The 23,651-nt window shown below is 63.0% G+C and carries 15 protein-coding genes, 1 tRNA gene and 2 rRNA genes (1 of these 18 running past the window's edge); 6 read left to right on the top strand and 12 right to left on the bottom strand.

Annotation, left to right across the window (positions count from 1 at the left end; genetic code table 11):
- Positions 1-11: 11 nt before the first annotated feature.
- Complete coding sequence (locus H5P29_RS10000; RefSeq protein ID WP_154386424.1) at positions 12-1,529, top strand: iron ABC transporter permease; 1,518 nt, start codon at positions 12-14, stop codon at positions 1,527-1,529.
- The gene (locus H5P29_RS09995; protein WP_154386376.1) at positions 1,526-2,620 is read left to right on the top strand and encodes an ABC transporter ATP-binding protein; all 1,095 of its coding nucleotides are present in this window, start codon (positions 1,526-1,528) and stop codon (positions 2,618-2,620) included. The genes H5P29_RS10000 and H5P29_RS09995 overlap by 4 nt, the downstream gene beginning before the upstream one ends.
- Before the next feature lie 164 nt (positions 2,621-2,784).
- Here the strand turns inward: H5P29_RS09995 and H5P29_RS09990 are convergent, their stop codons facing one another.
- The 3 genes from H5P29_RS09990 to torT form a co-directional block, all read right to left on the bottom strand.
- Positions 2,785-4,155, bottom strand: a complete 1,371-nt coding sequence (locus H5P29_RS09990; RefSeq protein ID WP_185910322.1) for an IS1182 family transposase — start codon at positions 4,153-4,155, stop codon at positions 2,785-2,787.
- A gap of 111 nt (positions 4,156-4,266) precedes the next feature.
- Complete coding sequence (locus H5P29_RS09985) at positions 4,267-6,639, bottom strand: DUF1989 domain-containing protein (protein WP_185910321.1); 2,373 nt, start codon at positions 6,637-6,639, stop codon at positions 4,267-4,269.
- Between the two features lie 113 nt (positions 6,640-6,752).
- A complete protein-coding gene (gene torT / locus H5P29_RS09980) occupies positions 6,753-7,829 on the bottom strand; it encodes a TMAO reductase system periplasmic protein TorT (protein WP_154387550.1) in 1,077 nt (358 codons plus the stop codon).
- Positions 7,830-7,940: 111 nt separating this feature from the next.
- On the opposite strand from torT, the gene torS reads away from it, so the two are divergent.
- Positions 7,941-10,865 (top strand): TMAO reductase system sensor histidine kinase/response regulator TorS, encoded by a 2,925-nt coding sequence (torS, locus tag H5P29_RS09975; protein WP_154387549.1) that lies wholly within the window; start codon positions 7,941-7,943, stop codon positions 10,863-10,865.
- A 9-nt stretch (positions 10,866-10,874) separates the two neighbouring features.
- On the opposite strand, the gene torR is transcribed toward torS, so the two are convergent.
- From torR to H5P29_RS09955, 4 genes are all read right to left on the bottom strand, one after another.
- Entirely contained in the window at positions 10,875-11,609 is a 735-nt protein-coding gene (gene torR, locus H5P29_RS09970) for a two-component system response regulator TorR (protein ID WP_067957866.1), read from the bottom strand.
- A 128-nt stretch (positions 11,610-11,737) separates the two neighbouring features.
- A complete protein-coding gene (locus tag H5P29_RS09965) occupies positions 11,738-12,805 on the bottom strand; it encodes a hypothetical protein (protein ID WP_154387548.1) in 1,068 nt (355 codons plus the stop codon).
- Positions 12,806-12,952: 147 nt separating this feature from the next.
- Positions 12,953-14,455: a histidine kinase dimerization/phospho-acceptor domain-containing protein gene (locus H5P29_RS09960; RefSeq protein WP_154387547.1), complete on the bottom strand. Its 1,503-nt coding sequence runs from the start codon at positions 14,453-14,455 to the stop codon at positions 12,953-12,955.
- A gap of 29 nt (positions 14,456-14,484) precedes the next feature.
- Entirely contained in the window at positions 14,485-15,177 is a 693-nt protein-coding gene (locus tag H5P29_RS09955) for a response regulator transcription factor (RefSeq protein ID WP_154387546.1), read from the bottom strand.
- Positions 15,178-15,541: 364 nt separating this feature from the next.
- On the opposite strand from H5P29_RS09955, the gene H5P29_RS09950 reads away from it, so the two are divergent.
- The 3 genes from H5P29_RS09950 (at position 15,542) to H5P29_RS09940 (ending at position 19,616) form a co-directional block, all read left to right on the top strand.
- Positions 15,542-16,495: an ABC transporter substrate-binding protein gene (locus H5P29_RS09950; RefSeq protein ID WP_246670943.1), complete on the top strand. Its 954-nt coding sequence runs from the start codon at positions 15,542-15,544 to the stop codon at positions 16,493-16,495.
- 104 nt (positions 16,496-16,599) lie between these two features.
- Entirely contained in the window at positions 16,600-17,628 is a 1,029-nt protein-coding gene (locus tag H5P29_RS09945; protein ID WP_154387545.1) for a glycine betaine/L-proline ABC transporter ATP-binding protein, read from the top strand.
- Positions 17,625-19,616, top strand: a complete 1,992-nt coding sequence (locus H5P29_RS09940) for a proline/glycine betaine ABC transporter permease (protein WP_210252554.1) — start codon at positions 17,625-17,627, stop codon at positions 19,614-19,616. Before H5P29_RS09945 ends, H5P29_RS09940 begins: the two co-directional genes overlap by 4 nt.
- A 148-nt stretch (positions 19,617-19,764) precedes the next feature.
- Here the strand turns inward: H5P29_RS09940 and H5P29_RS09935 are convergent, their stop codons facing one another.
- From H5P29_RS09935 to H5P29_RS09915, 5 genes are all read right to left on the bottom strand, one after another.
- Complete coding sequence (locus H5P29_RS09935) at positions 19,765-20,280, bottom strand: outer membrane protein (protein ID WP_154387544.1); 516 nt, start codon at positions 20,278-20,280, stop codon at positions 19,765-19,767.
- Between the two features lie 1,089 nt (positions 20,281-21,369).
- Entirely contained in the window at positions 21,370-21,771 is a 402-nt protein-coding gene (locus H5P29_RS09930) for a hypothetical protein (protein ID WP_154387543.1), read from the bottom strand.
- A gap of 319 nt (positions 21,772-22,090) precedes the next feature.
- Positions 22,091-22,167, bottom strand: a tRNA-Met gene (locus tag H5P29_RS09925).
- A gap of 171 nt (positions 22,168-22,338) precedes the next feature.
- A 5S ribosomal RNA gene (gene rrf, locus H5P29_RS09920) occupies positions 22,339-22,453 on the bottom strand.
- Between the two features lie 100 nt (positions 22,454-22,553).
- Positions 22,554-23,651, bottom strand: a 23S ribosomal RNA gene (locus H5P29_RS09915); it runs 1,714 nt beyond the window's last position.

The following is a 23,651-nucleotide window of genomic DNA, read 5'->3' as shown; positions in this document are numbered from 1 at the left end:
CCTGGTCCCGCCTGCTGCCGACATCCTGGATCGCGGTCGCGGCGGTGCTGGTGTCGCTGTTTGCCCTTTTGCCGCTCGGCTTCATCATCTGGGTTGCGATCCAGACCGGCTGGACCTCAGTTGCCCAGTTGGTGTTCCGGCCACGCGTCGGCGAACTCTTGGTCAACACGCTTTCGCTCGTCATCCTCGTCGTGCCGATCACCGCGCTTTTGTCGGTGGCCCTGGCCTGGCTGACCGAACGCAGCGACTTGCCCGGCGCACGTTTCTGGTCGGGGCTGTCGGTAGCGCCGCTCGCCGTTCCCGCCTTCGTCCATTCTTATGCCTGGATCACCCTGTTTCCATCCATGCACGGCCTTTTCGCCGGCGTGCTGATTTCGGTCATTGCCTATTTTCCCTTCATCTATCTGCCGGTGGCAGCGACGCTGCGCCGGCTCGATCCGGCGCTGGAAGACGCTGCCGCCTCGCTCGGCAACACCCCTTGGCGCGTTTTCCTTCGGGTCGTCCTGCCCCAGCTCAAGCTCGCCGTGCTGGGCGGCGCGCTGCTCGTTGGCCTGCACCTGCTTGCCGAATACGGCCTCTATGTCTTCATCCGCTTCGACACCTTCACCACCGCAATCGTCGACCAGTTCCAGTCGACCTTCAACGGACCGGCGGCCAACATGTTGGCCGGCGTGCTGGTCGTCTGCTGCCTCGTGCTCCTGGCGCTCGAAGCCATGCTGCGCGGCGGCGAGCGCTACGCCCGCGTCGGCTCGGGTGCTGCGCGCACCGCTGTGCGCACAAGCCTCGGCCGCGCCACCGTGCCTTGCCTCGCCTTGCCACTGATCACAGCATCGCTGGCGCTCGGCGTGCCATTCCTGACCGTCGGCCGCTGGCTCGTCGCCGGTGGCGCCGGCGTCTGGAACCTCGATGTCATTAGCCTCGCGCTGTGGCAGACGCTCGTGCTGGCGCTCGGCGGCGCGCTGCTCACCGTCGCCATCGCCATTCCAATGGCGTGGCTGTCGATCCGCCGCCCAGGCCCACTGCCGCGCCTGCTCGAAGGCTGCAACTACATCGTCGGCTCCTTGCCCGGCGTGGTCATCGCGCTCGCTCTGGTCACGGTCACTGTGCGTGTCGCGATGCCGCTCTACCAGACCGTCGCCACCATCCTTGCCGCCTATGCGCTGATGTTCCTGCCCCGGGCGCTGGTGTCGCTGCGCGCCAGCATCGCCCAGGCTCCGGTCGAGCTCGAACAGGCGGCCGGCAGCCTCGGCCGCAGCCCGCTGCGCGCGCTGTGGTCGACGACGGTGCGCCTCTCCGCGCCGGGCGCCGCCGCCGGCATTGCCCTGGTTGGGCTTGGCATCACCAATGAACTCACCGCCACCCAGATGCTCGCGCCCAACGGCACCCGCACGCTCGCCATGGCCTTCTGGGCGATGAGCAACGAACTCGACTATGCCGCAGCCGCACCCTACGCACTGATCATGGTGGTGATGTCGCTGCCCTTGACCTGGCTCCTTTATGTACAGTCGCGACGGATGGCCGGCCGATGAGCTTTCTTCACCTGCATGGCCTGCGCAAAGCCTATGGCAATGTCACCGCCGTCGACGGCATCGAGCTTGCGGTCGCAGTCGGGAGCCGCACCGCCATCGTCGGCCCCTCGGGCTGCGGCAAGACCACACTGTTGCGTCTCATCGCCGGTTTTGAGGCCCCCGATGCCGGCAGCATCGTGCTTGATGGGACCGAACTCGCGGGCAATGGCGATGTCGTGCCGGCGCATCGCCGCGGCATCGGCGTGGTGGCGCAGGACGGCGCGCTGTTTCCCCATCTCAGCATCGCCGACAATATCGGCTTCGGCATGAAACGCGACGAGGATGCGCGCGACGAACGCATCGCCGACCTCGCTTATGTCGTCGGCCTCGACAGGGGCATCCTCAAGCGCCGCCCGCACCAGCTCTCCGGCGGCCAGCAGCAACGCGTGGCACTCGCCCGTGCCAAGGCGCGCAAGCCGCGCCTGATGCTGCTCGACGAACCGTTCTCGGCTCTCGACACGGGCTTGCGCGCCTCGATGCGCAAGGCCGTCGCCGAATTGCTCGAACAGGCCGGCATCGCCACGATCCTGGTCACCCACGACCAGGCCGAGGCCCTGTCTTTCGCCGACCAGGTCGCTGTCATGCGCGACGGCGCCTTCTCGCAGGTCGGCGCGCCACGCGACCTCTATCTGCGCCCGAAGGACCGGATGATCGCCGAGTTCCTCGGCGACAGCATCATCCTTCCGGCGCGTATCTCAAGCGGCATCGCCGAATGCGCCATCGGCCACATCGGCGCTGACAGCACGAGCCCGCGCGACGTCGCCCGTATCATGCTGCGCCCGGAGCAGGTCTTCCTTGAGCCGGCGTCGCGGGCAGACGTCGCCAATCCGCCACCCAACGTGGTCTTCGGCGAGATCATCGAGGCAGAGTTCGCCGGCTCGGTAAGCACTGTCGCGTTGCGTGTACTCAACAGTCTCGACCCGCCCGACGCCGCCGTTATCGGCAACCACCCGCTCATCCTGCGCCGGTCCTTCGTCGACGCGCCAACGGTGGGCGCGATCGTACGGATCAGCGTCCACGGCAAGGCTCACGTCTTCGATGGCACCGCCTGATCAGGCTGATCCCGCCGCTACCAACAGAAAGCCCCGCTGTTGCGGGGCTCAGACTGCTGACAAACCCCGTCGAATTTCGGCGGGGTTTTGTTTTGTGGGTTGATTGAGCTTTTGGATTGATGTCGGGGGGCAGATGCCAGTGCCGTTGCGAGCCGGCTTTGGCCTCATGCGAGGCTTGGTTCTGGCTTTGGCCAGAGGCTGATTGCGATCTTTTTCATGTTCTGGGCGGCGGCTGCGATCAGGCACTGGCAGGCGACGCGTGTTCGCCCTCGGAAGCGGGCATAACGATGGCCGAAGAGCTGCTTGGCATCGGCGAAGGATCGCTCGACCGTCTCCTTGCGGCGTCGATAGATCGCCTTGCCCCATGCGGTTAAGCGGTTGGCATCGACCCGCTCGCGGACATCCTGCCAGACATGGCGCGTGATGGTGCGCTCGGCCTTGGCGTTTGATGTGCAAGACGCCAGCAGCGGACAGTTGCGGCAGATCGTCGGGTCGCTCCTGTAGTGGCGATAACCGCCGCGATCGGTGGTGGCGTAAGTGAGCAACTGGCCCTGCGGGCAACGATAGCCGTCAAGGTCCGGCTCATGGACGAAAGCGCCCTTCCTCATCTTGCCAGGCTTTGGCCGGGTCGGGTTGCGATAGCCGACGACACCGTGGATGTTCCTGTCCTCCAGGCCCTTGGCGATGCCTGGCGTGGCATAGCCGGCATCCAGCCCCGCCGCCGTGACGTCGAAGCCGAAACGCTCCACCTGGCGGTCGAGCCGGTCGAGATAGACGATCGAGTCATGCACGTTGGCCGGCGTGGCAAACGTGTCGGTGATGATGCCGAAGCCGCCATCCACCGTGCGGTGATCGAGATAAAAGAAGCCCTTCGGCTTGCCCTCGCGCACCATATAGCCTGCCTCAGGATCGGTGCGCGAGACCTTCGTCTCTTTCACCGCAGGCTGCCGCTCCTGCTCCTTCAGCGCCTTCTGGCCGTGCAACGCCCGTTCGGCATCGATCGCCCGGTCGAGCTCGCCCCAGTAGTCGGCACGCGACTTGGCGACCATGGCAAGGTCGTACTTGCCCTTGTTGGCATTGGCCTTCAGGTGCGTGCTGTCGGTGTAGAGCACCGTGCCGTCGACCAAGCCTGCCCCGATCGCCTGCTCGACAATGCGGTCGAAGATCGCCTGCGCGATCGTCTCGTCCTGGTAACGCCGGCGTCGGTTCTGCGACAATGTCGAGGCGTCGAACACCTTGTCCGTCAGCTTCAGCCGCAGGAACCACCGGTAGGCGACATTGACCTCGATCTCTCGCACCAATTGCCGCTCCGAGCGCACCCCGAACAGGTAGCCGATGAACAGCGCCTTGAACATCAAGGTCGGATCGAGTGGCGGGCGACCATTGTCGGCGCAGTAAAGCGGCGCTGTCAGATCGTGGATGAACGAGAAATCGATAACACCATCGATCTTGCGCAGAAGGTGATCAACTGGAACCAGTTGATCGAGCGTGACGATCTCAAGTGCGGTTTGTTCAGGGCCGGCTCGCTTCAACATCACCCACTGAATCACAAACCCCCAACTCTCGCCAGGGGTTTGTCAGCAGTCTGAGCCCCGCTGTTGCGGGGCTTTTGCGTTGTCGAAAGTGATGTGTGGTGCCGGTTGCGCCTACGAGCGTGGGCGTTCCTTCTTGGGATCGTAGTGGGCGAACGGCACGATCCTGGCCGGCAGGCGCTTTTGCTGGCCGTCGAGCTTGCCGACTTCGACCTCGGTGCCGATCTCGGCATGCGCTGCCTCGATGCGAGCGAGTGCGATGTTCTTGCCGAGGATCGGCGAGCGCATCGACGAGGTGACGATGCCGATCTGTGCGCGGCCGATATGGACGCAGTCGCCATGGCCGACAGCGACATTGGCGTCGATGTCGAGGCCGACAAGCTTGTGGATCGGGTTGTCCTTGCGCCGGATCAGCGCCTCGCGGCCGATGAAGTCGTCGGTCTTGGTCTTCAAGGGCACGGTGAAGCCGATGCCTGCCTCGAACGGGTCGGTCTGGTCGGAGAACTCGTAATTGGCAAAGATCAGCCCGGCCTCGATGCGCACCATGTCGAGTGCTGCAAAGCCCATCGGCTTCAGCCCATGCGGCTGGCCCGCTGCCCACACCGCGTCGAAGACGATCTCGGCATCGCGCGGATGGCACCAGACCTCGTAACCGAGCTCGCCGGTGTAGCCCGTGCGCGACACCACCACAGGGACACCCTGTGCATCGCCGATGCGGCCGATGGTGAAGCGGAACCATTCGAGCTCACTGAGCGCCGGCTGGTGCGGCGGCGTCCAGACGATCTCCTTCAGGATGTCGCGGCTGTTCGGGCCCTGGACGGCGATGTTGTGCATCTGGTCGGTCGAGGAGCGGACCAGCACCTTGAGGCCGAGTTTCTCCGCCTGCTCGCGCAGCCAGACGCCGGAATAGTCGTCGCCGCAGATCCAGCGGAAATTGTCCTTGCCCAGACGCAGCAAGGTGCCGTCGTCGACCATGCCGCCATGCTCGTAGCACATGGCGGTGTAGACGACCTGACCGACACCGAGCTTCTTGACGTCGCGGGTCAGCGTGTACTGCATCAAGGCTTCGGCATCAGGGCCCGTGACCTCGAACTTGCGCAGGGCAGAGAGATCCATCACCACCGCCTTCTCACGGCAGGCCCAGTATTCGGCGATGGCGCCCTCCTTGGCGAATTCCTGCGGCAGCCAGAAGCCCTTGTATTCGATGAAGTTGCGGGTGTGCTTGGCAAAGCTTGCGTGGAAGCCGGTCTCGCGGGTCATCTTGGGTTCTGCCTCCGGGGTCGTGCGTCGGGCGATCGCGCGCTGGAATGTGTTGGAGCCGGAATAGGTCCGGACGTGGATGTCGGTGAGGTTCCAGCCATTGGCCGGCGTGGTGTCGTCGGGACAGGCAGAGGAGACGCAGACGATGTCGGTCAGCGCTCTCAGCAGCACATAGTCGCCCGGCCGCGACCACGGCTCGTCCGAGAACATCACGCCATGGGCGTCGATGCCGGTGTTGAAGAAGAAGTTGACCGCCATCCAGCCGGCGCGGGCATTGACGCCATGCGGGACAAGCGCGCCGTTGAAGTTCTCCGAGCAGTTGATGTGGCCGGGATAACCGATGTCGTCGTAATATTTGGCGTAGCAGGCGAGCGCAAAAGCGTCATGCCGGCCGCAGGTGTCCTGCACGACCTCGACAAGCGGCTCGAAATCCTGGTCGAAATATTTGGCATGCAGGCCGGGCATCGGATAGGCGTGGCCCATCAGCGAGCGGGTGGCGGTGACGTCGAGGGCGAGGTCCCTGCCCTTGTCGAGCTTGCGGGCGGAAAAGCACTGGAAGTCGGTGCACTGGCGGCCGTCGACGTCGATGATCTGGATGTAGTCGCCAGCCTTGACGAAATAGCTCTCCGCCGTCTTCGACTTGACCCTGACATCGAGCACCGGATCGGCGAGCGGATCGGGCAGCTCGAAGCCGCCTGACACGGCACGGACCTTGGCCCGCTTGACCATCACCACCAGAGGCGTCGTCGTGTCCTGGCTGTCGACCGACATCGGCGCCCCGGGTGCGGCAATCACCAGCGAGCCCGGCCGCGAGACGACAAAACGCTCCTCGACCCCGGCAGCGGTCGCACCATCGAAGAAGCGCACCGCCTCGACCCGGCCAAGCTCGAGCTTGCGGCGGGCGAGGCCAAGCCGAAACTTCTGCAGGCTCTCGTCGCCATCGACGAGCAGCGCCTTCAGCCCCGACGCATCGCTGTTCGAGCGTGTCGACAGGATACCCGGATCGGCGCGGCCGGCAGCATCAAACGCCACCAGCTCGCACGCCTGCCCGCCTTCGAGATTGCGCACCGTCACATGATCGCCGGCTTCGATGTCGATCAGCACCGCACCGCCACCAGGCACGTGATAGCGCTCCATGCCGGGCAGCAACAGGCCAGGCTGCACAACCAGGCTCGGACGCGGAGGGCCGGCCACAATTTCGGGGTAGACCACATTTGTCGCAACCATCACCGCCCTCCTCGCAGCACGCCGCAGCCACCTGCCAGATTAGCATCCGACTGTGAACCGGTCCGCCGCGGCATGTGAAAATCAGCACAGCAAATGTGAAAAATTGTTATCGGCTACTGCACGTCGAACGTCGGCTTGAACCAGGCAGGGGCCAGGCTGCGTTCCAGGTCGAGCGCCTGGATATTGTTCCTGTCGATCACCTCGACCGGCGGGCCGACATGGCGGTAGTGCAGCGTGCCCTCGATCGCCCGGATCGCCTGGTCGATGGCGATCCGACCCTGCAGCGGCGGTGAGTCGGTCGGCGCCGCCACCACCTTGCCCCGGTTGATTTCGCGGAAGGTACCATGGGTGAAATAGTCGGCCAGAACCTGGACGTGGTTGGCCCTGCCCTGCGCCCTGAGGATGCTGACCGCAGCATCCGCCGTGGGCGCGCTGCCGACGATGTAGTCGATATCGGGCTGGGCTTCGAGCATCTCCTCGATCAGCAGGAGCTGGATCTCGACGCCGGTGTCGCCCCATTTGACCGCAGCAATCTCGGCCGAACTCTGCTTCAGCGCGCGCTGGAAGCCGGCTTCGACGAATTTCACCCAGCCTGCACCCTTTGGCCCGGGAAACCAGGCGACGCTGACCGGCATGGTGCCGGCCGGATGCAGCCGCGCCAGATAGGCACCGATGGACTGCCCCATCTCCTCCCAGGAGACCCCCGATTTCGCCGAGATGCCGGCGTCGTCGATGTCGTTGACCGCAGCGATGACAGGGATGCGCCTGGCGATATCCTTGATCGTCGGTGTCAGCCCCTCATAGGACACAGTGCCGACGATGAGCGCGTCGGCGGTGGCGCTGCAGGTGCGGATCTGCTCGATCTGGCGCTCGAGATTGGGATAGCCGCCGGCCTCGACGACGGTCAGTTTGACGCCTGCCGAACGCGCCTGCTCGACCATGCCGTAATTGACGCTGACCCAGTAGGAATCCTTGAGATGCGGATAGGACGCACAGATGCGCCACGGCTTCGCCGCTTTGACGACCGGCTGGTAATCGATCGTCGCCGGCTGCCTGGAATAGTCGAATGGCGGCTCCCAGGCGTTCAGCTTCCACGTCGTTTCAGCGGCCCCGGCGGACTGGGCGATACTGCAGGCGACAAAAGCCGTGGCGATCAGGTTCAGGCAATGGCTTGGGGCGGGGGCACGCATCGTCTTACGCTAGTGCATGACCCGGAAAATCGAAATCGATTTTCGAAAAGGATCATGCCCACTCAAAAGCTGCAGCTTCCGCTGGCAGCGCAAACCATGGTTATATGAGCTATGCTTCATAGGTTCGGCATCGGCGGGAGGCTGTTTCTCGCCTTCCTGTGCATCACCGCACTGTCCCTGACATCCGGCATCGTCAGCTGGCTGATCCTGCGCAACATTGCCGATGCCCAGGCCGTGGTGAACGCCCAGGCCTTGCCCGCAGTGGCGGCGACCCAGCGCACCGCCGAGCTCAGCGCCAAGCTGATCGCCACCGCTCCTGCCCTTGCCGCCGTCACCTCGCGCGACGAACTGCTCGCCGAACAGGCCAAGCTCGCAACGCTGTCGCAGGAGATCGTCAAGTCGCTCGCCGAGGTCCGGCGTCTATCGATCGACCCCGAGCTCGTCGAGGCTTTTGCCGGCTCGGTCGAGAAGATGCTGGCCAACCTCAAACAGAACAACGAGCTGGTGCGCCAGCGTCTCGACGAGGACAAGGCCTATCGCGACAGCGCCGAGGCGGCGACCTCGGCGGCGCAGTCGGTGCTGCTGCTTTCGGAAACTTTGATCTCCAACGCCTCGGCCGGCGCTTCGGCGGTGACCGCCGGCCTCTATGGCCTGATCGGCGATCCCGGGCGCCGGGAAGATGCCTACATCGCGCTCGACCGGCTGATCGAGCACGACATCTACCTGATGGAGCGCATGTACGAGCTGCGCCACCGCAGCGCCCAGATCAGCCTGCTGATCAACCGGCTGAGCCGCGCGGAGACAAAGGCCGAGATCAGCGAGATCAGCGGCATCTTCCAGGACCATGTGAAGGTCATCAGGCGCCGCATCCTTAGCATCGACGATCCCGTTCGGCGCAAGCAGGGCATCGAGTTCTTTGGCGCCATCGAGGCCGCCGCCGGCGACGTGCCCGTGTCGGGCTCGATCTTCGGCCGCCGCCAGCGGGTCATCGACCTAGCCGGCAGCCTGAACGCCATGGCCGAAGCCAACCGCGATCTCGCCGTGACGCAGAACCAGATCGCCCGCAACATTCTCGACCGCTCCGACGAGTTCGCCCGCACGACAGCCGAGCGCGCCGACAATGCTGTGCGCATCGGCGTCATCGTGCTTGTCGTCACCCTGCTCGGCGCCATCATCGCCTCGGGCGCCATCGTCTGGTTCTATGTCGAGCGCAACCTCGTCCGCCGCTTGAGCGGCCTGTCGCGTGCGATGCAGCGGCTGACGACGGGTGATCTCGACGTCACCGTCACCGACAGCGGCGACGACGAGCTGCGCACCATGGCGGTGGCCGTCAATCAGTTCCGCGACGAGTCGCGACGCCGGCTCGAGTTGGAGCAGGAACGCGCCCGCATCACCGACGAGCTCCGACGCCACCGCGAGGAGCTGCAGCAGCTTGTCGAGGAACAGACCGAGCAGATCAGGCTGGTCAACACGCGCCTGCGCCAGGAGGCGATCGACCATGACGAGGCGCGCGCCCGGGCCGAGCAGGCGAGCAGCGCCAAGTCGGCCTTTCTGGCGACGATGAGCCACGAGATCCGCACGCCGATGACCGGTATGCTGGGCATGATGCGCCTGCTCGCCGACAGCAAGCTGGGGCCGAAGCAGCGCGAGCATCTGTCGATCGCGGCCAGCTCCGGTGAAGCCCTGCTCGGCATCCTCAACGCCATCCTCGACTACTCCAAGGTCGAAACGGGCAATGTCGACGTCGACAAGGTCGATTTCGACCTCGGCAAGCTGGTCAGCGGTGTTGCCGCCTTCATGCGCCCGATGGCCGCCGAAAAGGGGCTCGACCTCACGCTGGTGCTCGACAACAAGCTTTCGCCCGCCTTCAGCAGCGACGCCGGCAAGATTCGCCAGATCCTGTTCAACCTGGTCAGCAACGCCATCAAGTTCACTGAGCACGGCCAGGTCACCGTCGACGTCAAGGTCGTCGCCAACCGCAAGGACATGCAGACGTTGCGTCTTGCCGTAGCGGATACGGGCATCGGCATCGCGCCCGAGCGGCAGCAGGACGTTTTCCAACCCTTCACCCAGATGGACGCCTCGATCACCCGCCGCTTCGGCGGCACCGGGCTCGGCCTTGCCATCAGCCGCGAGTTCGCCAGCCTGATCGGCGCTGAACTCAGCGTTGCCTCGGAGCCCGGAAAGGGCAGCACCTTCATGCTCGACATGACGCTGCGCAAGGCCAAGGCAGCAGCGCTTTCGGCCCAGAAACGCCAACGCGGCCGCAAGACCAAGCCCGCGGCCTGCAACATCCTGGTGGTCGAGGACGACGACGCCACGCGGTTGGTCTCGACCACGGTGCTGGCCAATGCCGGTCACCGGATCACGGCGGTCAGCTCCGGCTATCTCGCGCTCGAGGCAATCGGCGAGTTCAGACCCGACCTCGTCGTCATGGACGTCAGTCTTCCCGGCATCGACGGCATCGAGACGATGAAGCGCTTACGCGAGAAGCTTGGGACGCCCGACCTGCCTGTCGTGGCGATGTCGGCGCATGTGTTCAAGGCCGATGTCGAGCGCTATCTCGACGCCGGTGTAGATGCCTTCGTTGCCAAGCCGATCGTCCACGAGCAATTGCTCGACGCCGTCGCCTCGCTCGGCGGCCAGTCCGTGCCGCAACAGCCACAGGACGTGGTCGCGCTCGATATCGCTGCCTTCAAAGCCGACGTCGACGCATTGGGTTCCGAGACGGTGCGGCGGCTGCATCGCATCGCCCATGACAGCCTGCCCCGGCGCTTCAAAGCGATGCGCGACGCGGTCAAGGCGGATGACCGCGAAGCATTGCGCGACCTTGCCCACGCCACCCGAAGCACGGCCGGCTCGCTCGGTTTTCCACGTCTCTTGCAGGCGGCTGAAGCTCTTGAGACGGCTGCGGCGCAAAGGCCGGCAGCTGAGCTCAGGCAGATCGTCGGCTCTTGCGAAACGGCCTTCGCCGACGGATCGCGGCAATGGGAACAGATGCTCGAAGGCAGCGCCGACCCCGCCCTGCCGGCCTAGAGCTATCGCCTAAAGAGCCGCAGCGACACGCCCGGGCTGGACGGCGTCCGGCGCGAAGAAGTAACCTTCGCCATGAGCGGTGACGATGATGCGCGGCGTGCGCGGATTGTCGTTCAGCTTCTGCCTGAGACGCCTGACCAGCACGTCGACGGTGCGATCGCTGGCATCCCATTCGCGCCTTGATATCTCGTGCAGCAGCCGCTCCCGCGACAGCACCTGGCCGGGATTGGCTGTCAGCACCGACAGCAGCTTGAACTCGGCTCCGGTCAACTCGACGAAGGTGCCGTCGGCTGCCTGCAGCGTGCGGCGAGCAACCTCCAGCGTCCAGCCATAGAAATGCCGCGTGGCCGTAGCCGGTTGCGGTATCCGGCCCTTGCCGACGCGGCGCAGCAAGCCCTTGACCCGGGCGAGCAGCTCGCGATGCTCGACCGGCTTGGTGACATAGTCGTCGGCGCCGATCTCGAGCCCGACGATGCGGTCGACAGTGTCGGTGCGCCCGGTGACCAGGATGATGCCGACGTCGGACCGCTCGCGTTGCTCACGCGTCAGCTTGAGCCCATCCTCACCCGGCAGATTGATGTCGATCATCAAGAGATCGGCCGGATGCCTGGACATGATGGCACGCATCTGATCGCCGTCGCCGGCCTCGCTGACCTTGTAACCTTCGGCCAGGAAATAGCCCGCAAGCTTCGCCCGTGTGACCGGGTCATCCTCGACGATCACTATGTGATGCTGAGCCCGCATGCCATTCTATCCTCCCGACTTTTGTTGACATCATTTCACAAGTCGGGCGGCCCGGGCAACGACGGAAGGAGCCGGCGCACTTGTCATGGCGTCGCCGGCCCCTGCATTATTGCCTGGGATCTGTCACGTCAGCCTTTCCTAGCCGAGAAGCAAGGCAGGACATCTTCCTTGAAATACGGCTCCTGGTTGACCCAGAACATGTAGCTAACCTTCAGGAAATCCTGCGCAAAGGCATGAAGGCTCGGCACCAGGTTCGTGCGCTTCGTCACGATGTTCGTCGAGCCTGTCTCGCCGACATAGTTGCCGTCCTGGACCGCAATGCCGAGCGGAACGCTGAACTTGCCTTCGTGCATCATGGCCAGGGCATGGTTGAGCTGGCCCTTTTTCTTGTACATGAGATCGGGAGCCCCCATGCCGACGCCGATCTTGTCGCCAAACTCATAGATTCCGCGCAGATATCCCTTGTCCTCCCAAGGCAGCCATTCGCCGGGCATGAAGTTCGCGTAGAGCATGGTGGTTGACTTGGGGAATGCGGCCTTCATGGCTTGCATGTTGGTCTTGAGCACCGCCACATATTTGTCCGGGGTAAAGGACGCATCCGTCTCCTTGGAAACACCGATGGCCGTTTCCTGCAGGTTGACGCCCTCGACAACGCCGTCGAACTGCTTGCCGAGTGCCGCAAGCAATGCCGCGAAGCGCGCCTGGACTTTGGCGTTCCAGCGCTTGGCAACCCAACCTTCGACAACTCCGTCGTCGGTATGTTGGGCGGTGACGCCGCCGTCATAGTCACCTTTCAGCAGATAGTCGGGCACCGGCTTGTATTCGGGTGAGAAGGATGCATCCTGCAACTGGATGAAAAGCCGCTTGCCATGCTTGGCCAGGTAGTCGATGTCGGACTGGATCGATGAGAAGTCGTAGTGTCCTTCAGTCGGCTCAAGCTGGCGCCACACATACATGATCTGCGCGCCTGCGAAACGCTCGCTGGTCAGGAAGGCATGGTCGCGGATCGCGTCGCGATCCCGGCTGAAATAGACGAAATGCTCGATCTTGTCCGCCGGCAGCGGACATGTTGCATCAGTGTATTGCTTGTAGGCGTTGGCGTATCGATTGGCGGGATTGTCCCATGCCATCGAGGATGTGGCGGCGATCGCGGCACAAAGCGTTACGACGGCGCCAAGAAGACGTTTCAACTTCATAGGTCTACCCTTGAGTGGATCGGGGCCAGCAGGCCCGTGACCCTTAGACGTCTAGTTTGCGGATGACCCGCATTCGCCGTCGAAGTGGTGCAACTCGTGTGCAGATTCCGTGCAGGCCAGCTCGAACGCAATGCGCTCCGATGGAAGCTAGCCGAACTCGATCTCGAAAACCGCACCGTCCGAAGCGGCAATCGGCGTCAGCCGCGCACCATAAAGCTCGAGAATGGCCACCACGATGGCCAGTCCAAGCCCCGTTCCGCCCTCCTCGCGACGCGTGGTGAAAAACGGTTCGACCATGCGGCCGAGGTCGATGTCGGCAAATCCCTCACCATTGTCTGAAAGCCGGAGCGTCCGTCCATCCCAATCGAGGTCGAGCCTGGTCGCCCCATGATGGCGGGCATTCCCCGCCATGTGCGCCAGTACCGTTTGTCCATGCGCAACGGAGAGGGGCAGGATGGCATCCGGAGGAGCCAGGCTGATATCAAGCCCGGAAATCTCGGGCAGCATATCTCGCAACTGGCCAGGTTCACCGCGCATAGCTTCGCGTGACCTTGTCATGTCGCGAAGCTGGTGGAGCAGCAAATCCATCCGCTCTCCCTGGGCCCTGATGGTGCCTATGAGACTTTGCTGCGCAGCATCGGACAGGTCGCCATCCTCGAGAAGCTCGGCAGCTCCCATGATCGAGGTAACCGGCGATTTGAGCTCGTGGGTGACGTGGTTGGTGTAGATGCCGATTTCCTTGCTGCGCTGCGACAGCGTGCCGGCCATGGTGATGACCGCCTCACCCAAGTCTGCGATCTCCCGCATGCCATAGTGGCCGAGCGGGGCTAGCTCGGAATGGCTGCCATTGGCGACCATTCTCGACTGGTCGCGCAGGGCGCGGATCGGCCGTAGCATCGTCCGCACAAGCAACGTTCCCACGACTGCGGCGCTCAACAGCGTCACGACGGCCAGGACGATGACGGCGCTGCGCTCGCCGGCAAGATATTCCGTCAGCCCGGGAGCGGTCCTGGACATATAGACCGCGCCGATAACCCGGTTGTGGCTGATGACGGGATAGGCAACCAGCACCCTGAACCCTGTCCCGCCGCCAAGCACTGCGAGGCGCAACCGCGTACCCGCGTCACCCCGCCAGCGCAGTGCGGCCCCGACATCGCCTTGCAGCGCCTGCTGGACCTCTGGCACGGCGGCAAAACTCGCTGACTCGCCAGCGAGCATGTCTATGCCCTGATGATCCAGGAAAACGACAGTCGAAAGTGTCGTGCGGCTGGCATTGTCGGCCAAGGCACCCAGCCCCGGCGCAATCCTGAGATAACGCGGATCGAGTCGCTCCGCGGTCGGCACCGGATCGGGGCGGACGGGCTCGACCACATCCTGGCGCAGGTTCAGGAGCGGTCGAAAGGTTCGTGACGCAGCACTCCAGAAAATGCGCTTGGGCGGCGGCAGATAGTAGCCAGGTATAGCCCCGCCGGCTTCGGGCGGCTCGGCCTCGAACGCGACGGCATAGGCGCCGGCATAGATCGCCGCTTGCTTGATCAGCGAGGCCTCCGTCTCGTTGACCAGCCGGTTTGTTCCGATCTGCAACGCCAGCGTCGTCACGACCGGCACCGCCAGCAGGCTAACGCAGACGATCGCCACAACCAGCGGCATGGATGGCCGCCATTTCCGGACGATCCGGCTCACGCGGCGCCAGGCCCGGCGACACAATTGCCAAGCCGTAGGCCCACCCCTCGCACCGTTTCGATTATGTCGGAGTAACCAAGTACCGCCGCCTTGGCGCGGATGTTGCGGACATGGCTGTCCACCGTGCGTCCGGACAAGGTGTTGTTCCCGCCATAGGCCTTGTCGATCATCGCCCCCCGACCGACGACGATCCCGGGCCGGACCGACAGGATCTCCAGCACCGAAAATTCCGTTGCCGTCAGCGGCAGATCTTTTCCGGCAAGCGAGCAGATGTGGCGTTCGCTGTCGAGACTGAGGTCGCCGTGCCGCGTGATACTGCCTGCCTGCTTGCCGCGTGCCAGTATGGCCTTGATCCGCAGCAGCAGTTCGCGCGGCGAGAACGGCTTGCTGACATAATCGTCCGCCCCCAGCTCGAACCCTACGATCCGGTCGACTTCGTCGTCATGCGCCGTCAGGAAGACGATCGGGACATGCGAGCTGGCACGGATCGCCTTGCAGCATTCGATGCCGTCCATGACAGGCATGCCGATGTCGAGCACCACCAGGTCGGCATGGTGTCGCCGCAACTGCTCCAGCGCCAGGCGTCCGTTGGCCGCCTGCTGGACATGCATTCCCGCCCTTTCCAGCGCAATGCCGATCACGTTGCGGATGTCCGGGTCGTCATCGACAACGAGAATGCTGGGGTTCATAGCGCGATCACCAAGGAGACATGCCGGCTGATGGCCGACACCAGCTTCTTCTATCGAAGCGGGCGATTGCAAGCCAAGCACTGTCCGGCAATCTCGACGACAAAAGCGCGAAGATGATGGCGCGCCTGCCGCCTCGCCGACCTGATGGCCTGTCCTCGGGAAACAACGCGCGACTTTCACCGCGCGACAGGTTGCCTATTAACATCATTTCACAAGTCGACTCACGACTTTTACACCCCGGCCGACACCGGTTCACTTCTCGTCGCTATCTTTGCGGGGATGGCGCGGAAATCCAACAGGCACACAGAGGCCGGCATCCCGCCTTCCATGGGAACAATCGCAACACACAGGAACGGGAGGTTCAATGACCCATTTTACCAAATCCGCAACCATGGCCACGATCATGGCTTTTGCGGCCGGCACGGCGTTCGCCCAGGATTCCACCGACCCTATCAAGATCCCAACCCACAACTGGTCGAGCCAGATCGTCGGTGCCCACATCGTCGGCAAGCTGCTCGAGAAGGGCGGCGCCAAGGTCGAATACGTCTCCGCCGACAGCCAGGTCGTCTACACCGCTCTTTGCGAAGGTGACGTCAGCCTCGTGCATGAGGTCTGGGAAGGCGCCTTCGGCGTTGCCTTCCAGAAGGTGGTCAAGGAAGGCTGCGTCGTCGATGCCGCCACCCACGACGCCAAGACACGCGAGGAGTGGTGGTATCCGACCTATGTCGAGGAGGTCTGCCCCGGCCTGCCCGCCTGGGAAGCGCTGAACGCCTGCGCCGACAAGTTTGCCACCGCCGAAACCGCGCCGAAGGGCCGCTTCCTCGGCGGTCCTGTCGACTGGCTCAAGCATGACTCAGAACGCGTCGAGGCCCTCGGTATGAACTTCGAGGTCGTCAATGCCGGCTCGTCCGCCGCCCTGTGGGCCGAACTCGAATCCGCCGTCAAGCGCAAGGAGCCGATCGTGCTCTTCAACTGGACGCCCAACTTCGTCGAGGCGCTTTATGACGGCAAGTTCGTCGAGTTCCCGGCTTTTGATCCCAAATGCAAGGACGACCCGGCCTGGGGCTCCAACAAGGAGCTCAGCTACGACTGCGGCAACCCGAAGGACGGTTATCTGAAGATCGCTGCCTGGAAGGAATTCCCGACCAAGTGGCCCAAGGCCTACGCCATCCTGCAGAAGATCAACTTCTCCAACATGGACATCGCCGTGCAGGCGAAGCTCGCCGACATCGACAACATGGAGCCCGAGGCGGCCGCCGACAAATGGCTGGCCGACAATGAGGCGCGCTGGAAGACCTGGATGGGTTCCGCCAGCTAACCCTCCGCATCCATCCGTCCCGTCATGGCGTCGTGACGCCCGCGTAAATGCGGGCGCCACCTCGCCGCGCATACCCCATCGGCCCCCTTTGGCGAGAGGCAGACATGTCCGAAGCAAAAATCGCATGCCGCAACCTTTGGAAGCTCTACGGCTCCGATCCCGCCGGCTTCCTGCGCCGCAACCACAACAATCCTTCCATCGAGACCATCAGGGCCGAAGGCTACGTCCCCGCCGTCCGCAACGTCTCCTTCGATGTGATGCCGGGCGAAATCCTCGTCGTCATGGGCCTCTCCGGCTCGGGCAAGTCGACCTTGCTGCGTTGCCTGGCGCGGCTGATCGAGCCGACCTCGGGCGAGGTCATGTTCGAGGGCCGCGACATTCTGGCCGCCACGGAGCGCAAGCTGATCGATCTCAGGCGCCACAAGATGGGCATGGTGTTCCAGCACTTTGCCCTGCTGCCCCACCGCACCGTGCTCGACAACGTTGCCTTCCCGCTCCAGGTTCGCGGCACCGATCGCCAGAAGCGTGAGAGACGCGCCCGCGAGGTGATCGAACTCGTCGGGCTGAAGGGCCGCGAGGGCTATTATCCGCGTGAGCTCTCCGGCGGCCAGCAGCAGCGCGTCGGCATCGCCCGCTCGCTCGCCGTCGGCCCCGACGTCTGGTTTCTCGACGAGCCGTTCTCGGCACTCGATCCGCTCATCCGCCGCGAGATGCAGGACGAATTCCTGCGCCTGCAGAAGGTGCTCAACAAGACAATCGTCTTCATCACCCACGATTTCGACGAGGCGATCCGCGTCGCCGACCGCATCGCCATCATGAAGGACGGCGTGGTCGAGCAGCTCGGCACCGCCGAGGAGCTGGTGACCTGCCCGGCCACCCCTTACGTCGCCGAGTTCACCCGCAACGTCTCGCATGATCGCCTGCTGTCGGTTCGCGCCGTCATGGCGCCCGCATCCTCTCGAAAGCCGGACGCCGCTGCGGTCCAGGCACAGGCCCTGATCGCCAGCGTCGCCCGCCAGGTGCTGACCTCGGAGCGTCCCGTCGACGTCATCGACGACGCTGGCGCGCTCGTCGGTACGCTGACCCGCGACGGTCTGATCGATGCTCTCTACGGCAAGGAGCAGTGTGCATGAGTGCCGCGACACTGACCCGCCAGGAGGCGATGGAACCGCAGAAGCCGCTGGCCGCAATGACCAGGCCGCTGCTTGTCGTTCTGCCTTTCCTCGTCCTGCTGCTTGCCGCCTCGCTTTTGCCCGACTGGGCGGTGCAGGTGCCCAAGGGCTGGACTATTCCGTTCGTCGACTGGGCGAACATGGTCTTCGACCATTTGCGCGACGACGCGATCTTCGGGCTGTTCTCGTTCCGCGACCTGACGCGCGGTGCTGCCGAGCTGATCACCTGGCCGCTGGCCTTCGTCGAGGGACTGTTGGTCTCCGGCTTCCCCGATATCGGCATCGCCGCCATGCCCTGGGTCATGACCGCCGGCCTGTCAGGCGTGCTCGGCTGGTATCTCCGTGACTGGCGCCTTGGCGCGCTGGCGGCAGGCTGCGTCGCCTACATGGCGATCTTCGGCAAATGGGAATTGTCGATGATCACCTTGTCGGTGGTCCTCGTCGCCGCACCCATTGCCGGTCTCATCGGTTTCGGCATCGGCATTCTCGCAGTGAAGAAGCAGTGGTTCGAAGCGCTCGTCGTGCCGCTGCTCAACGTGCTGCAGTCGTTGCCGCATTTTTCCTACCTGATCCCGATCGCCATCTTCATCGGCGTCGGCCACAAGGCCGGCGCGATCGCCACCGTCATCTTCGCCATTCCGCCGATGGCCCGTCTTACCATCCTCGGCCTGAAGGGCGTTGCCGAAGAGGTGCGCGAGGCCGGCAAGATGGCCGGCTGCACCCGCTTCCAGACCCTGTGGATGGTCGAGATTCCGTCGGCGCGCCAGCCGCTGCTCGTCGGCGTCAATCAGGTCATCATGCAGTGCCTGGCGATGGTGGTCATCGCCTCCTTCGTCGGCGCCCGCGGCCTTGGCCATGACCTGTTGTTCCGGCTCCAGGCGCTGAAGATCGGCCAGGCGCTGGAAAGCGGCGTCGCGATCGTCCTGATGGCGATCACGCTCGACCAGTTGAGCCGCGCTGCTGCCCACAAGGAGCCCTCGCATCTCGCGCCCGACGCCAGCCCGCTGCAGCGCTTTCCGTTCCTCGCCGCATCGCTGGCCGTCATTGCCGCGTCGCTGTTGCTCGCCGCGATCACACCTTACGCCCAGGCCTGGCCTTCGGAGCTCGCCCTCAGCACCGCCCCCTTCTGGGATGCCCTCGTCGACTGGATCACCGTCACGCTCTACGACCCGTTGCAATACCTCCGCAACGCCATGCTGCTCTACGTGCTGATCCCGATCCGCGACCTGTTCCAGTCGATCCCCTGGACGGCGATGGTGGCTCTTGTCGCCGCGGCGGGCTGGTCACTCGGCGGCTTCAGGCTCGCTGCGATCGTCTCCGGCTTCGTGCTGTTCATCGCCTTCGCCGGCTATTGGGAGCGCTCGCTGATCACCGCCTATATGGTGACTGTCGCGGTGCTGCTGTGCGTCATGATCGGCCTGCCGATCGGCATCTGGGCTTCGCGCAGCGAACGCCGCACCGGCATCGCCAAGCTCCTGTGCGACACCTTCCAGACCTTTCCGTCCTTCATCTATCTGATCCCCGTGATCATGCTGTTCAAGGTCGGCGACGTTGCCGCGATCTCGGCGATCATCATCTATGCGATGATCCCGATCGTCCGTTACACCATCTTCGGCCTGCGCAACGTGCCACAAGAAATCGTAGAGGCGGGCATCACATCGGGCTGCACGCAAAGGCAGCTTCTGTGGAACATCCGCATGCCGCTGGCCTTCCCCGAGATCATGCTCGGCATCAACCAGACGATCATGTTCGCCCTGTTCATGGTCATCATCGCCGCCTTCATCGGCACCAAGGACATCGGCCAGGAAATCTTCCGGGCGCTGACCTTCAACGATGCCGGCAAAGGCCTCGTCCTGGGCCTCTGCGTCGCCTTCATGGGCCTGACCGCCGACCAGCTGATCACGGCATGGGCAACGCGGCGGAAACAGAAGCTGGGGCTGGCAGGCTGACCACCGGCCTTCGGCCCGTCGCACCGCCTGGACGATCGACAGCCGACTGGCCCGTAGCCCATCGCCATGCAGGAGGAACTGGCGTGGCGGCCCGCAGCGCCGGCGGAAGTGTGCTTCTCGCCGGCGCAGCCAATCCCGTCAGGACAGATCAGAACTTGTAGTTCAAGCCGACCTTGCCGCTTGAAAGGCTGAGGTCGTAGGTATCCCCATCGAACTCCTGCTCGCCAAGCCCGTAATAGGCGTACTCACCGAAAACCGACCAATTGGCATTGAGTTTCAAAGCGACGCCGGCGCCAGCCGTGTACCCGGTGTATGTGGGGTCGGCGGATCCTCCCGGGTACTTTATTGCAGTATCCGCCACGGCCAGACCGGCCAGGCCGTAGAGCAACACGCTGTCGAAGGCGACACCGCCACGGGCGGTCAGGCTGGCCAGCCAGTTGACCTCCATGGAGATGTTGGGAAATGGCCCGAAGCCGAAGTCGTAGTTACCGCTCAGGCCACCCCCGGAGACATCGCCCTGCACACCGAGCACAAAGTTACCGAACTGCGCCAGAGCGCCGACCTGGCCGCCGGCGAGCAAGCCGTCAAGCTCGAAGCCTGCCTCAAAACCAGGAACCCATTGTTCCCCTTGCGTCGCGGCGCCATCGGCGAAACCGACATGCAGGCCGGCGTAGATCCCGCTCCAGTCCGTCGCGTCAGCATCGCCGTGCCGGCTGGGGCGGTCTCGGTAGTCACGTTTTCCGCCCGCGCCGTCCCCACGCTCATCGCAATCAACGCAGAGGTCATCAAAAGGCCAGCATGTATCTTCACAGCCTAATATCCTTCAATATATGTCGCTTCAGTTTCAATATAGATCGCTTCAGCAGCGTCGCCTGACAGGCGCAGCCGCCATCGCAAAAAGTGTAGACAGTGTGCTGGGCAGTCAGACCTTATTGTTCCGGCATGTCAACCAAGCAAAGCGATATTTCCCAGTTGATCGAAACTATGGCCGCGCTCTGCAATCCCGTGGACGGTAGTGCGCGGGATCTGGAGCAGGACGTCTCAGCCATCCGGCACTACACGATCGAGGAGGCCTGCGAAATTCGTTCCGACGGCCGTCCACTTCATTCTGGCACCTGGCATAAAGCGGGCGAGATAGAGCTGCGCGGCGGTATGGGGAACTGGGCACACGATCCTGAACTGGACCGAGCGACAGGCTGTTGGCCCTGCAACCCAAAACACTCCCGGAGCAAGGCTCACGGGAGTGTCGTTATCAATGGTTCTGGGGCCAGGCTTTGGCTTTTATCGCGCTTTGCTTGTGGGTAAGCGTCCGGTCGAGGGCTTGGAGGAAACCGCGACGAAGATCGTTCCGATCTCAAGCAGTGGTCTCTGGACCCTCGAGATGAGTTTGGTTCGCCGTTCCTGTCGTTCCTGTCACGTCGCCTTCAATACAATTGTGCCAGCGATCCGGTCGTGAAGTGCGACACGGCTCGCGAGAACAGACGCACACAAAATGCCCAGCCAAACCATGGGCACGATCGCCCCAGCGCCGAGACGGCTGCTTGTCCAGATAGCCGGAGCCCCGTCGCCTGGTTCGAGAGTAAGTCCGAATGAAAATGACGAGTATAGTAACAATGCCAAAGCTGGCGCCAGAACAGCCGTCCGAATGACTGCACGAGCTACCGGAAGGCGTCGTTGTTTGGTGTCATTGACGCTCGTTACGCGCAGCCAGCCAGCCGTTTGCCGAAAGTCGCGCCGCCCCTCGCTTCGGCGATCAACCGGTAGACGAGGAGAAGCGCGAATGCGAGCCAGTCAAGGACAATGATCTTCCCTTCGACCAGCCCCCCTGTCTGTTGAGGTAGTAATATTCCGGAGCCCGCGTTTCGTCGTTGTTTCGCGCCCCCAATAGCCGTGCCGTTGGCAGGCCAAGAACAGTTTCGCTGCAGTCATCAATGAAGAAGGCGCCAGCCTCCAATGGTGGCAATACGCCCGCATTCGCTGGCCCACATAGATTGACGAAGAACCAGGTTTGGCCCTGCACCTGACCGTTGGTTGAAAGATACAATGACGCGAGGATCAGTTGAGTGACGAAAAGGATGCCGAGTGCATCGATTGCGATGGCTGCAACGCGACGAAGGATACTCGCATTCTGCGTCTGTCGACTGGCCACTGCCATTTCTCCCCACCCAGCAGGAAGATATGCACAGCCTCGACTCGATGTTTCAAGTGATCTGGATAGTCAGATAGTCGGCTTTGGCTGTTGCGTGCCCCTGATGCGCTTCAAGCTCGGGCTGTCACGTGGTTCGAGACAGCAAAAAGCCCGCCGTGGTTTTCACCTTGGCGGGCTTTTATTGTTGGTTTCGGGGACAGGATTTGGCTTTTTGTCCCGCTTTGTCGGCTTTGGCTCCTAGCGGGCCCCTGATGCAGGTTGAACTCGACCGTCACCTGCGTCCAAATACCAAAACAGCCCAGACAAGCTGGGCTGTTTTGGTATTTGGTTGCGGGGACAGGATTTGAACCTGTGACCTTCAGGTTATGAGCCTGACGAGCTACCGGGCTGCTCCACCCCGCGCCACCGGACATTTTGCGACAGGCAAAACGTCCTTTTTCAACGCTTTCCGACTTTTGCCACGGGCAAAATGTCTTTTTGTCTGGCTTTTGCCAAAGGAAAGGGCCGCTTACGCGGCCCGTCTACCCGTTGGCGGGCCTTTTGTATCGAGAAGATTTAACATGCGCTTGGCAGACCTGGCAGCGACTTACTCTCCCGCGTCTTGAGACGAAGTACCATCAGCGCTGGAGCGTTTCACGGCCGAGTTCGGAATGGGATCGGGTGCAGCCGCTCCGCCATAACCACCAGGTCGGCAAAGCGCATGTTAATCGAGAAGCTGTTTTTGTGCTTTTGTCGTTTTTCGTGACGATCCCTTTGGGATCGCACTGCGATGAACATAAGGAATGAGAACGATCAAGCCTATCGAACTATTAGTACCGGTAAGCTTCATGCGTTGCCGCACTTCCACACCCGGCCTATCAACGTGGTCGTCTTCCACGGTTCTCAGGGAATACTCGTTTTAAGGTGGGTTTCCCGCTTAGATGCCTTCAGCGGTTATCCCGTCCGGATATAGCTACCCTGCTATGCGGCTGGCGCCACAACAGGTCCACCAGAGATCCGTCCATCCCGGTCCTCTCGTACTAGGGACAGATCCTTTCAATATTCCTACACCCACGGCAGATAGGGACCGAACTGTCTCACGACGTTCTGAACCCAACTCACGTACCGCTTTAAATGGCGAACAGCCATACCCTTGGGACCTGCTCCAGCCCCAGGATGCGATGAGTCGACATCGAGGTGCCAAACAACCCCGTCGATATGGACTCTTGGGGGTCATCAGCCTGTTATCCCCGGCGTACCTTTTATCCGTTGAGCGATGGCCCTTCCACACGGGACCACCGGATCACTATGACCGACTTTCGTCTCTGCTCGACTTGTCAGTCTCGCAGTCAGGCGGGCTTATGCCATTGCACTCGACGACCGATTTCCGACCGGTCTGAGCCCACCATCGCGCGCCTCCGTTACTCTTTAGGAGGCGACCGCCCCAGTCAAACTACCCACCATACATTGTCCCGGACCCGGATAACGGGCCGCGGTTAGACATCCATAGAGATAAGGGTGGTATTTCAAGGGTGGCTCCACCAAGGCTGGCGCCCTGGCTTCAAAGCCTACCACCTATCCTACACATGCCACTACGAATGCCAATGTAAAGCTATAGTAAAGGTGCACGGGGTCTTTCCGTCTAACCGCAGGAACCCCGCATCTTCACGGGGAATTCAATTTCACTGAGTCTATGCTGGAGACAGCGGGGAAGTCGTTACGCCATTCGTGCAGGTCGGAACTTACCCGACAAGGAATTTCGCTACCTTAGGACCGTTATAGTTACGGCCGCCGTTTACTGGGGCTTCGATTCAAAGCTTGCACCTCTCCTCTTAACCTTCCAGCACCGGGCAGGCGTCAGACCCTATACGTCGTCTTGCGACTTCGCAGAGCCCTGTGTTTTTGAT

Origin of the sequence: Aminobacter sp. MDW-2, from assembly GCF_014250155.1 — a bacterium.
Taxonomy (GTDB): domain Bacteria; phylum Pseudomonadota; class Alphaproteobacteria; order Rhizobiales; family Rhizobiaceae; genus Aminobacter; species Aminobacter ciceronei.
Note: the sequence above shows the minus strand (reverse complement) of the source record. Positions and strands in the feature narration are given on the sequence as shown.

Coding starts and splice junctions, on each gene's coding strand:
- H5P29_RS09995 (WP_154386376.1), top strand. CDS start 1,526: ATGAGCTTTCTTCACCTGCATGGCCTGCGCAAAGCCTATGGCAATGTC.
- H5P29_RS09990 (WP_185910322.1), bottom strand. CDS start 4,155: ATGTTGAAGCGAGCCGGCCCTGAACAAACCGCACTTGAGATCGTCACG.
- H5P29_RS09985 (WP_185910321.1), bottom strand. CDS start 6,639: ATGGTTGCGACAAATGTGGTCTACCCCGAAATTGTGGCCGGCCCTCCG.
- torT (WP_154387550.1), bottom strand. CDS start 7,829: ATGCGTGCCCCCGCCCCAAGCCATTGCCTGAACCTGATCGCCACGGCT.
- torS (WP_154387549.1), top strand. CDS start 7,941: ATGCTTCATAGGTTCGGCATCGGCGGGAGGCTGTTTCTCGCCTTCCTG.
- torR (WP_067957866.1), bottom strand. CDS start 11,609: ATGCGGGCTCAGCATCACATAGTGATCGTCGAGGATGACCCGGTCACA.
- H5P29_RS09965 (WP_154387548.1), bottom strand. CDS start 12,805: ATGAAGTTGAAACGTCTTCTTGGCGCCGTCGTAACGCTTTGTGCCGCG.
- H5P29_RS09960 (WP_154387547.1), bottom strand. CDS start 14,455: ATGCCGCTGGTTGTGGCGATCGTCTGCGTTAGCCTGCTGGCGGTGCCG.
- H5P29_RS09955 (WP_154387546.1), bottom strand. CDS start 15,177: ATGAACCCCAGCATTCTCGTTGTCGATGACGACCCGGACATCCGCAAC.
- H5P29_RS09950 (WP_246670943.1), top strand. CDS start 15,542: ATGACCCATTTTACCAAATCCGCAACCATGGCCACGATCATGGCTTTT.
- H5P29_RS09945 (WP_154387545.1), top strand. CDS start 16,600: ATGTCCGAAGCAAAAATCGCATGCCGCAACCTTTGGAAGCTCTACGGC.
- H5P29_RS09940 (WP_210252554.1), top strand. CDS start 17,625: ATGAGTGCCGCGACACTGACCCGCCAGGAGGCGATGGAACCGCAGAAG.
- H5P29_RS09930 (WP_154387543.1), bottom strand. CDS start 21,771: ATGGCAGTGGCCAGTCGACAGACGCAGAATGCGAGTATCCTTCGTCGC.